The organism is Corallococcus sp. CA041A (genome assembly GCF_003612075.1).
GTDB classification, from domain to species: domain Bacteria; phylum Myxococcota; class Myxococcia; order Myxococcales; family Myxococcaceae; genus Corallococcus; species Corallococcus exiguus.
Map to the genome: position 1 here is coordinate 1 of NZ_RAWF01000326.1, position 10,145 is coordinate 10,145.

A 10,145-nucleotide genomic window follows, 5' to 3' on the forward strand; every position below is an offset into this window, starting at 1 on the left:
GGAGGGCTCCAGGCCGGAGGAGGCGCCACGGGGGCGGGGGCAACCTGGCCCGTGAAGGTCCCCGAGGCCCGGGTCTCCTCGGGGGCCGCGAAGAGGTCTTCGTCCTGGCCGACGAAGGTCGAGGGCTCGCTGGAGTCGGGCGCGGGGACGGGAGCGCTCGCGACGCGCACCGGAGGGGCCACGAGCGGACTGACCGGAGTGATGGGCCGGAGGTCGAGAACGGTCCGCTCCTCGGGCTCCTCCATCATCGGCGGAGGCAGCGCGGGCGAGGCCGCCTGTGGCGGCGCCGCGGCTTCTACGGGCGGCGCTTCCAGGGTCGCCGGAATCGCCATCAACGTTCGCTCCTCGGGCTCGTCCAGCTCCGGGAGCGACAGCACGGGGGGCGGCACTGCAGCGGGCACGAGCGAATCCACCGTGGAGATCGCCATCAGCGTGCGCTCCTCGGGCTCGTCCAGCTCCGGGAGCGGCAGCACGGGAGGCAGCGCCGCGGCGGGTGCGTCCGCCGTGGGGATCGCCATCAGCGTGCGCTCCTCGGGTTCATCCGGCACCACGGGGGCCAGGTCCACGGGAGGCGGTACGACGGAAGGCCGAGCCGGAGGCGGCGGAGCCATGAGCCCCGGCGGCGACATCAACGGCAGGCCGGGCGCGGAAGCCGCGGCGCCCCGGGACACCGGAGCAGCGGACGCGCGCGCGGCGCCAAGCTCCAGCGAGGGACGGTTCAGCGCGGGCGCGCCGACACCAGGCAGGTTCGCGACGCCGTTCCGCTTGGCGGGAGCCGCGGGCTCGACAGGAGCTGAAGCGGCGACCTTCCCCGGCGCGGAGGTCGCCGTCGAGACAGGAGTTCCAGCCGCGGGAAGTTCGCTCGCGGTGGGGTGCGAGGGGGCCGGGGCAGCCTCCAGCGCGGATGACCGGCCTGGTCCCGAGGCACCAACCGCTGACAGTCCCGGCCCGGAGGCGCGGACGGAGGCGGAAGGTCCCGGAGCCTTGTTCGCGGCCGGAGCGCTCAGCACCGGGGGGCCAGCGGGAGTTTTGGCCGGCGCACCCGCGCCCGAAGCGGCAGGCCCCAACACCGGGGGCCCTGCCGGAGTCCTGGCGGGCGCGGGCGCTCCCGGCGCCGAAGGACCCAACACAGGAGGCGCGGCGGGAACCTTGCCCGAAGCAGCCGACGCGGAGGCACCCAGCACAGGAGGGCCCGAAGGAGGCCTGGGCGGAGTCGCCACACCCGGCGAGGAAGCCCCCAGGACGGGAGCTCCCGGTGCAGGCCGGGCCGGCGCAGCGGATGCCTGCGCGGAAGCCCCCAGGACGGGAACTCCCGATGCAGCCCGGACAGGCGCAGCGGATGCCGGCGAGGAAGCTCCCAGCACAGGAGGCCCGGCGGGAGGCTTGGGAGGAGTCGCCGCACCCGGCACGGAAGCGCTGAGCACAGGCCCCGGTGGAGGCCGGACCGGCGCGGGGGCACTGACCGCCGGCAGATCCGGAGCAGAGGGCCGCTTCGGTGTGGCGGCCGGCACCGGCAAAGCAGGGGTCGCCCCACCCTTCGCAGCGGGCACCGCCATTCCCGGGCGCGGCGGGGATGCAGGCCGGGCCATGGCCGGCATCGACTGCTGGTAGCTCGTGGGCGCCGCTTCGATTTCCGCGAGCGAGGCCTGCCCCATGCCCTGCGGCGACACGTTCGCGTGGGGCGGCGCGAGCGCCCGCCGGATGGGCCGGGTGACGTCGTTGTCATCCTCCGGCGGCATCCACACGAAGGTGAACTCCACCGGGCCCACGGTGATGCGGTCGCCGTCGCGCAGCTGCTTCTCGCCGGCCAGCGGCTGGCCGTTCAGCTGCGTGCCGTTCGCGCTGCCAACGTCCGCGGCGAAGTAGCGCCCATCCCTCGCCGTGATGCGGGCATGACGCCGGGAGACACCGTGGTCATGCAGCACCAGGTCGTTCTCCGAGGTCCGGCCGATCTTCACTTCGGCCTGCTCGAAGGCGAGCTCCCGTCCGACCTGGAGCCCCTGGGTGATGGTGAGCAGGATGGGCAGAGGACTAGCCCCCGACGTTGCCGAACATGAACTGGAACACGATGGGCCCGAAGAGCACCATGAACACTGTCGGGAAGATGCAGGCGATGAGCGGGAAGAGCATCTTCACCGGCGCCTCGCCCGCCAGCTTCTCGGCGCGCTGCGTGCGGTCGATGCGCATCTGCGTGGACTGGATGCGCAGCACCTTGCCCAGGCTCGTACCCATCTTGTCCGCCTGGATCAGCGCCGTGACGAACGTCGTCAGCGACGGCAGGTCCACGCGCACGATCATGCTCTTGAGCCCCTCTTCACGCGTCTTGCCCATCTTGAGCTGCTTGAGCACCAGCTGCAGCTCTTCACGCAGCGGACCCTGGCGGCCCTTCTCCACCACCTTCGCCAGCGCGCCCGTGAAGTCCATGCCCGCTTCCACCGACAGCGTCAGCAGGTCCAGGTTGTACGGAAGCGCGCGGCTGATGGCCAGGTGACGGCGCTTCACCTGATCGTTCAACCAGATGAGCGGATAGAACAGGCCCAGCAGCATCACCAGCAACGACCAGGCCAGGTTCATGCCCATGCCGTTGACGACGAACAGGCCGGCCAGGAGCGCGAAGAAGGCGCTGATCTCCTGCAGCGCCATGATGTCCTCGGGCTTGTACTGCGACGGCTCGCCCGCCTTGATCAGCTTGCGGCGCGTCTTGGACTCGTAGCCCGGCCACATGAAGCGCCGGTTCATTGAGCCCAGCTTGCGGACGGCGACGGAGCCCGCGCCCTTCATGCCGCCCGCGGACTCGTCGCGGACTTCCGTGAGGAAGCGCTCCAGGAGGTTGGAGTACAGGCCGATGCCCAGGAACGCCACCGCGCCCGCGGTCAGCAGTGCCGAGCCGCCCATCAGCAGAAATGTCAGGACTTCCTGCACGGTGCGCCTCGTTTCAGATGTCGATGTTGACGATGCGCCGGATGATGAGGATGCCCATGATCTCCATGATGGCGATGATGGTCACCAGGATGTAGCCGAAGATGTGGTTCATCATCGGCTCCATCAGGTCCGGACGCATGTAGTTGAGAACCATGCCCAGCACCGCAGGCATGGCCGCGACGATCCACCCTTGAAGCTTGCCCTGGGAGGTCAGCGCGTCGATCTTGCCTTCCAGACGGAAGCGCTCGCGGATCACCGTGGAGATGGTCTCGAACATCTCCGCCATGTTGCCGCCCAGCTGGCGCGCGATGTTGGTGGACACCACCACCAGCTCCAGGTCGTCGCTGCCCACGCGCTTGCCCATGTTGACGAGCGCTTCTTCCAGCGGCACGCCCAGCTTCACTTCCTTCACGAAGAGGCCGAACTCCTGGGACAGGGGCGGCATCGCTTCGCGCGCCACGTGCTCGATGGCCTGGGGGAACGTGAGGCCCGCCTTGAACGCGTTGGCCATGGCCTGCAGCGCGTCCACCAGCTGCACGTTGAACTTCTTGATGCGGCGCTTGCGGTAGTGCTTCACGAGCAGCATCGGCAGGAAGAAGCCGAAGATGGTCGCGAGCACCGCGAGGATGGGGTTGAAGACGATGTAGCTGAGGATGCCCAGGAGGCACATGCAGGCGATGTTGAGGATCAACATCTGCCGCGCGTCGATGAAGAGGAACATGTCGCTCAAGTCGTTCATCGACTTGGCGACGTACCGCTCCTGGTACTGCTCATACGCCTTCGACAGGACGCTGAAGATCACCAGGCTGAAGAAGAACACCGAGCCGGTGACGAGAAGGAGGACGATACCTGCGAGCATGGGCGCGAATCCCCGGGGGATGAGGGAGGGGTCGGCAGGGCCGCTTCAGCGTCAAGCGAAGCGGCCCCGCGCGCAGGACTACGGAGAGCCGGCCGAGGCCTTCTCGCCGCCGCCACTGCCCTTGATGATCTGGATGATCTCCCGGCGCTTCTGCTCCAGCACACGGGTGCGTTCACCGGAGAGCAGCGTGCTGATGGTCGCGCGGCCACGCTCCTCGATGAGGTCCACGTCGTCCTCGTTGCGCAGGGACAACGTCAGCTGGCCCAGTTCCGCCGCCAGCACCAGGATCTCCGCCTCTTCCGGCAGCACCATCAGCGAGACGTTGGAGTACTCGCGCTGGTTCTCCGGGATGAGGTTGATGTTCGTGGTGCCGGTGATCTTACCCGTGGCGACCACGATGATGTTCTGCAGCAGCGTCACCGCGACGCTCTCGTCCGTCTGCGGATCGCGGAACGTGCCGATGATGTCCACGTGGTCGTTCGGGCGAATCCACCCGCCCACGGACGTGGTCTGCTTCGCCTCGATGGTGATGGCGCGCGCCTTCTTCTGCACCTTCGTGGACAGGCGCTCGGCGGCCTTCGTCGTCTCGAACTGGCTCCAGAGGATGGGGTCGCCGGCCTGCAGCGCCACCAGCACCTTCTGGTTCACGATGTAGTTGGCGGAGTCCGGCTTCACCACCGACGAGGTGACGAACTGCTCCGGCACCGAGCGCTGGGAGATCATCTCGTACGTGATGACCGAGCCCTCGGGCATGTCCTGGCCCGCCACCACCACGGGAACCAGGTTCCACCCGCGGCGCACATCGGATTCCTTCTTCTTGATGGCCGAGTAGGCCACGATGCCCGCGAGCAAACCGAGCACCAGTGCGACGACGAGTGGGGTCTTACCCTTCAACATGGTTCAAAGTCCTCCAGAACGGTGGGGCGCCGTCGTGGCGGCAGGACTGCTTTGGACGAGGGGGCGATGCCAGGGCGCGAACGAGGCAAGATGTTAGCCATGCCCCAGAGCAGGTGTCAAAACCACCTCTCGTGACAAAGCGGAATCCCGGGACCTCCGGAGCTCGCGGAGCCTGTCCGCCCAGGGGGGAGGACGGCTCGACGCAGTGAGTTGATCTGCGGCCTTCCGTCCCTCAGGGGAACGGCAGGTTCAGCACGAAGTAAAACGAGTCGTAGTAGATCTGGTACGCCTCGAGGAACAGGTCGATGACGTTGGTCTGCCGGTCGTCCGTCCAGCGGATCTTCACCGTGGCGCCGACGACGAGCCCGACGATCAACACCCAGTTGATCATCGAGTACTCCACCATGGCCTGGCCACGGCGGGCCCGGCGCGGGGAGCGCGGCGGCGACTTCCGGGGGCTGTTCACGGGGGGAGCGTGCACGTCCGACGTCATGCTCCCATTATCCAGGACCCAGGCCCCGGAAGCATCGGTCATGTGGACTGCCGCCCTCCCCTACTGCGCGGGCTGGGAAGGGGCGGCCCTGGCCGGCTCAGACTCCGGAGCCGTGGCGGGCGAGGCCTGACGCAGGCGGCGCTGGGCCAACTGCGCCGCGCTGGAGCCGGGGGCCTCGGTGACGATCTGCCCGCAGACGGCGGCGGCCTCCTGGGTCCGGCCCTGGACGGACTCCGACTCGCAGAGCCGTGAGAGCAGGGCCAGCCGCTCGCTGCCGCTGGCTCCAGCCGCGAGCGCGGCGCGCAGCAGCTGGGCCTCCCGGGCGCGGTCACCCTGGTTCGCCGCGGCCTGGGCCTGGGCGGACAGGTCGCGCGCCGTCATCGCTTCCTTGGCGGCGGACTTCTCCGCGGGGGCAGGCTTCGCGGCCTGGGCCTGGGCGGACCCCCGCTTGGGCGTGGACGGAGGCGTCGCACCGCCGAGGGAGCCCACGGCGGCGGGGGCCATGGGCACGGCCTGGACCACGGGCGCGGAGGCCACGGCAGGAGGCGGCGGAGCCGCGCCCGCGGCCACTCCCTGGTCGTCATCCGTCCTGAGCCCACGGCCATAGGCCGCTTCACCCAGCCGCAGGGAGTCGCCCTTCGCGCCCATGGCCTTGTCGCTGAGCTTTCCCGAGGAGCGCCGCGCCGCGGGCTCATCCTTCGCGAGGGAGCCGTCGTTGGCCTGCTCTTCCTTCGGAGGCGCCTCCTGCTCGGCCACCCCGGCCGTCGCCTGCGAGAGCGCGGCGAACTCGTCGTCCGCGTCCCGGACGGCCTTGGACATCTTCTTCTTGGGAGCCTCGGGTTCCGCGCGGCGCTCCAGCAGCGCGCCACCACTGCCCGCGTTCATCCAGTCGGACGGACGGGCCGCGGCGGTGCCCTTGCGCTGCACCTTGGCCTCCACCTGGTTCTTCATCACGTCCGGCGCGGGCGCGGCCGCCAGTTCGTCCGAGGCACCCTCGGGCACGTCCACTTCGAGGGTCGCGCTCGAAGGCGCGGGGGCCAGGGCGCTCGGGGCGCGCTTCTCCCGCGGCGGCGACTCCTGCTTCGCCGCGGCCATCGTCGGACTGGGGGCCCGCTGCGACAGGTTCGGCGCCAGGTCGAGGTTCTCGCTCACCGTCAACGTCAGGAGGCCGAAGGTGCCCACCGTGGCCAGGCCCACCGCGGGCAGCAGGAAGCGGCGCCAGCGCGAGGGCTTCGGCTCGGGGCCCGCGGCGGCTCGGCGCGCGGACTGCTGCGCGTACGCGAGCAGCGACTCCAGGCCCGCGTCCGGCGCGGGCTCCGACGACAGCTGCGCCATGGTGGTGCGCACGCCGCGGATGTCCGCCAGCGCCTTCGTGCAGCGCGCACAGCCCTGGACGTGCTGCTCCAGCACATGGGCCTCCGACGCAGGCAGCTCGCCGTAGGCGAAGTCGAGGAGCCGGTCCTCGTGCGCGTGGGCATTCTGGGCACTCATCCCGCCACCGTCCTTCCATCCTCCGACAGGTCGCCGTCCACGCCCAGCTCACCCAGGCGGCGGCGCAGGCCCTCCAACGCGTAGCGCATGCGGCTCTTCACCGTGTTCTCGGACACGCCTGTCACCTCGGCGATCTCCTTGAACGGGATGCCGCTGTACTCGCGCAGCACGAACACCTCGCGCTGCTCCTCCGGCAGGGCGGACAGGGCCCGCTCCAGCAGGGGCCGGAGGCGGGCGTTGTGCGCGCCGCGCTCCGGGCTGGCCCCGGCGTCCGGCAGCCCCTCGCCCAACGGACGTCCCTCGTCGCCGTCGGCACCGGCCGAGGGGGCTTCCAGGGACGTCGTCTGGCGGTAGCTCTCTTTGCGCGTGCTGTCCACGCAGAGGTTCCTCGCGATGGTGTACAGCCAGGTCGTGAACCGGGCCTTGGGCTCGTATTCCCGGGCGCTGCGGACCACCTTGAGCCAGGTCTCCTGCAGCACGTCCTCCGCTCGCGCCCGGTGCCCCACGAAGCGCAGGATGAAGTTGAACACCGGCGCGCGGTGCTTGCGCACCAACGCATCGAACGCACGCGCGTTTCCCGCCTGGAAGGCGAGCATCAGCTGCTCGTCTGAGGTTTCGGGTGCCAAACTTCCCCCAGTGCCCATGAAGCCACGGGTGCCATCCCCTTCACCGCCCAAGGCCTGTAACGGACAGCCGTGCGCGAAAGGTCTATTCCGGCCGTGGCCGCCGGTAAGTGGCGAGAATGACAGGGACCGCCACCCCTGTCACCAGGAGTGCCTGCGCGAGCAATACCGCCGGCAGTGGGCGCTGCACATGCACGTACAGCGAGCGGCCGAGCCCCACTCCCAACAGAATGCCCGTCAGCGTGCGCACCGCGTTGGAACCCGAGGCGGGCCGGAAGCGTCCCACCGCCCAGTCCACGAGCGCGGGCAGCGTGAGCCCCAGCACCACCGGCACGTCCCACTCCCACTGGAGCGGCGCCTTCAGCGCGAACAGCGCGAGGAACACGCCCGCGAGCACCGGGTACGTGCCCAGGCACCGCGAGCACACGCGCACGCCCGCGAGCACGTACGTGCGGTTGTACTCATCCGGGTGATGATGGCTGAGCCAGAACACCGGCATCTCCTCCGGACATGGAAACAGCGGGCCCGTCCTGCACGTTGCGCGAATCCCCTTCGGCCAGGAAGCACGCCGCGGCGTGGCCTCCACCCAGGGGATACAGCGGGGGTGACTCGCGCCGGCAGCGCTCCATCACATGCGGGCAGCGCGGATGGAACGCGCAGCCGGTCGGCGGCGACAGGGGCGAAGGCGGCTCTCCCGGCAGCAGCAGCCGCGTGGGGGGACGCTCCGGATCCGGCACGGGCACCGCGGACAGCAGCGCCTGCGTGTACGGATGGCGCGGTCCTGCGTACAGCGACCGGGACGGCGCCACCTCCACGATGCGGCCCAGGTACATCACCGCCACGCGCGTGGACACGTACTCAACAATCTTCAGGTCGTGCGCGATGAAGACGTAGGTGAGCCCGCGCTCGCGCTGCAGGTCCACCAGCAGGTTGACGATCTGCGCCTGGATGGAGACGTCCAGCGCGCTGATGGGCTCGTCCGCCACCACCAGCTCCGGACGCAACGCGATGGCACGTGCAATGCCGATGCGTTGACGCTGGCCGCCGGAGAACTCGTGCGGGTAGCGCTGGCGCGCCTCGCGGGGCAGTCCCATCGCGTCGAGCAGCGCCAGCACCTCGTCCTCGCGAGCCTTGCCCTTCGCGAGCCCGTGGATGGCGAAGGGCTCCGCGAGGATGTCCCCCACCGTCATGCGCGGGTTGAGCGACGCGTACGGATCCTGGAAGACGAGCTGCATCTGGCGGCGCAGCGGTCGCAGTTCGCGCTGCGACAGGCCGGTCAGCTCGCGCCCGGCCACGCGGATGGAGCCGGAGGTCGGGTCGATGAGGCGCAGCACCGCGCGCCCCAGGGTGCTCTTGCCGCAGCCGCTCTCCCCTACCAGGCCCAGCGTCTCGCCGCGGGCGACGTCGAAGGACACGCCGTCCACCGCGCGCACCGTGCCGCGCGTGCGGCCCAACAAGCCGCCCTTCACCGGGAAGTGCACCTTCAGGTCGCGCACCTGGACCAGCGGTTCGCTCATGGCGCGGGCACCGGGTGATGGCAGGCGGCGGACTGGCCTCCGCGCTTCGGCTCCAGCACGGGCGTGACGCGGGCGCACAGCTCCGAGGCGCGGTCGCAGCGGTCCCGGAAAGCGCACCCGGACGGCAGCGCGGTGAGCGACGGCACCATGCCGGGAATGGCCTTCAGGCGCTGACGCCCGCCCTCGGCCGCCGCGCCCGCGTCGTGCAGCGACGGGATGGAGCGCAGCAGGCCCGCCGTGTACGGGTGCGCGGGCCGGGCGAACAGCTCGCGCACCGGGGCCTGCTCCACGATGCGGCCCGCGTACATCACCACCACCGCGTCGCAGCTTCCCGCCACCACGCCCAGGTCGTGGGTGATGAGCATCACCGCCATGTTGCGCTCGGCCTGCAGGCGCTTGAGCAGCTCCAGGATCTGGGCCTGGATGGTGACGTCCAGCGCCGTGGTCGGCTCGTCCGCGATGAGCAGCGCCGGATCGCACGCAAGCGCCATGGCGATCATCACGCGCTGGCGCATGCCTCCGGAGAGCTGGTGCGGGTACGCATCCACACGCTCGCCGGGTGCCGGGATGCCCACCTGCCGGAGCATCTCCACCGCGCGCTCACGCGCCTGCGCCCGGGTGGCGCCCAGGTGCAGCCGGACGCCTTCGCCAATCTGCTCGCCCACGGTGAACACCGGGTTGAGCGACGTCATGGGCTCCTGGAAGACCATGGCCACGTGCCGGCCGCGCACGCGCCGCATCTCCTTCTCCGGCAGGGCCAGCAGGTTCTCGCCACGGAAGCGCACCTCGCCGCCCACCACGCGGCCGGGCGGCTGAGGAACGAGCCGCATCACCGACAGCGCCGTCAGGCTCTTGCCGCAGCCGCTCTCCCCCACCACCCCCAGCGTGCCGCCGGGAGGAACGGAGAAGGACACGCCGTCCACCGCGCGCACCGTGCCGCGCGGGAGCGACAGCTGGGTGACGAGCCCCCGCACGTCCAGGAGCGGGGCACCGGCAGAGGCCCCGGGGGACGGCGCGACACCCGTCACTTCTGGGCCAGCTCCTCCAGGAACTCCGCCTCCTGGATGAGCCCCTTGCGGATGAGCAGGCGGATGAGGCTCGCGACCATGCGCGCGGGCTTCACCTTCTCCGTGTCCAGGCTGGCCTCTTCGCCGCGCGAGATGCGGTCGATGTCGTCCAGCACCGCCAGGTCCTCCTCGGAGAAGTCCGGCTTGGGCGTGAGCGCCACGGACGGCTTCACGCCCTGCGCGGCACCACCGAAGAGCACCACCGGCACGCGCGGCTTGCTCGGGTCCTCCGGCTCCGCGGGAGGCGGCGGCGGACGGGCGGCGGCGGGAGGAGGC

10 protein-coding genes and 1 pseudogene are annotated in these 10,145 nt (G+C 70.5%); all 11 read right to left on the minus strand.

What is annotated here, in order from left to right; genetic code table 11:
* A partial coding sequence (locus tag D7V77_RS45200; RefSeq protein ID WP_233597465.1) for an FHA domain-containing protein occupies positions 1-1,958 on the minus strand: 1,958 nt, incomplete at its 3' end.
* Positions 1,959-2,031: 73 nt separating this feature from the next.
* Positions 2,032-2,922 (minus strand): type II secretion system F family protein, encoded by an 891-nt coding sequence (locus D7V77_RS37005; protein ID WP_120580962.1) that lies wholly within the window; start codon positions 2,920-2,922, stop codon positions 2,032-2,034.
* Positions 2,923-2,935: 13 nt separating this feature from the next.
* Complete coding sequence (locus tag D7V77_RS37010) at positions 2,936-3,781, minus strand: type II secretion system F family protein (RefSeq protein WP_120580963.1); 846 nt, start codon at positions 3,779-3,781, stop codon at positions 2,936-2,938.
* Between the two features lie 78 nt (positions 3,782-3,859).
* On the minus strand, positions 3,860-4,678 hold the full coding sequence (gene cpaB, locus D7V77_RS37015; protein ID WP_120565598.1) for a Flp pilus assembly protein CpaB: 819 nt from the start codon (positions 4,676-4,678) through the stop codon (positions 3,860-3,862).
* 232 nt (positions 4,679-4,910) lie between these two features.
* Complete coding sequence (locus tag D7V77_RS37020; RefSeq protein WP_120580964.1) at positions 4,911-5,171, minus strand: hypothetical protein; 261 nt, start codon at positions 5,169-5,171, stop codon at positions 4,911-4,913.
* 60 nt (positions 5,172-5,231) lie between these two features.
* Entirely contained in the window at positions 5,232-6,662 is a 1,431-nt protein-coding gene (locus tag D7V77_RS45625; protein ID WP_120580965.1) for an anti-sigma factor, read from the minus strand.
* The gene (locus tag D7V77_RS37030) at positions 6,659-7,306 is read right to left on the minus strand and encodes an RNA polymerase sigma factor (protein ID WP_120565707.1); all 648 of its coding nucleotides are present in this window, start codon (positions 7,304-7,306) and stop codon (positions 6,659-6,661) included. The genes D7V77_RS45625 and D7V77_RS37030 overlap by 4 nt, the downstream gene beginning before the upstream one ends.
* A gap of 64 nt (positions 7,307-7,370) precedes the next feature.
* Positions 7,371-7,778 carry a DUF2085 domain-containing protein gene (locus D7V77_RS37035; RefSeq protein WP_120580968.1) on the minus strand — a complete coding sequence of 136 codons (408 nt, stop codon included), beginning with the start codon at positions 7,776-7,778 and terminating at the stop codon, positions 7,371-7,373.
* Entirely contained in the window at positions 7,747-8,802 is a 1,056-nt protein-coding gene (locus D7V77_RS37040) for an ABC transporter ATP-binding protein (protein WP_120580966.1), read from the minus strand. The genes D7V77_RS37035 and D7V77_RS37040 overlap by 32 nt, the downstream gene beginning before the upstream one ends.
* Positions 8,799-9,830: an ABC transporter ATP-binding protein gene (locus D7V77_RS37045; RefSeq protein ID WP_120580967.1), complete on the minus strand. Its 1,032-nt coding sequence runs from the start codon at positions 9,828-9,830 to the stop codon at positions 8,799-8,801. Before D7V77_RS37045 ends, D7V77_RS37040 begins: the two co-directional genes overlap by 4 nt.
* Positions 9,827-10,145: pseudogene (locus D7V77_RS37050) on the minus strand (hypothetical protein); the annotation flags it as partial. The gene D7V77_RS37045 and the pseudogene D7V77_RS37050, both read right to left, overlap by 4 nt.

What these genes read in the sequence shown, in the direction of transcription:
- D7V77_RS37010 (WP_120580963.1), bottom strand. Translation starts at nt 3,781, where the DNA reads ATGCTCGCAGGTATCGTCCTCCTTCTCGTCACCGGCTCGGTGTTCTTC.
- cpaB (WP_120565598.1), bottom strand. Translation starts at nt 4,678, where the DNA reads ATGTTGAAGGGTAAGACCCCACTCGTCGTCGCACTGGTGCTCGGTTTG.
- D7V77_RS37020 (WP_120580964.1), bottom strand. Translation starts at nt 5,171, where the DNA reads ATGACGTCGGACGTGCACGCTCCCCCCGTGAACAGCCCCCGGAAGTCG.
- D7V77_RS45625 (WP_120580965.1), bottom strand. Translation starts at nt 6,662, where the DNA reads ATGAGTGCCCAGAATGCCCACGCGCACGAGGACCGGCTCCTCGACTTC.
- D7V77_RS37030 (WP_120565707.1), bottom strand. Translation starts at nt 7,306, where the DNA reads ATGGGCACTGGGGGAAGTTTGGCACCCGAAACCTCAGACGAGCAGCTG.
- D7V77_RS37040 (WP_120580966.1), bottom strand. Translation starts at nt 8,802, where the DNA reads ATGAGCGAACCGCTGGTCCAGGTGCGCGACCTGAAGGTGCACTTCCCG.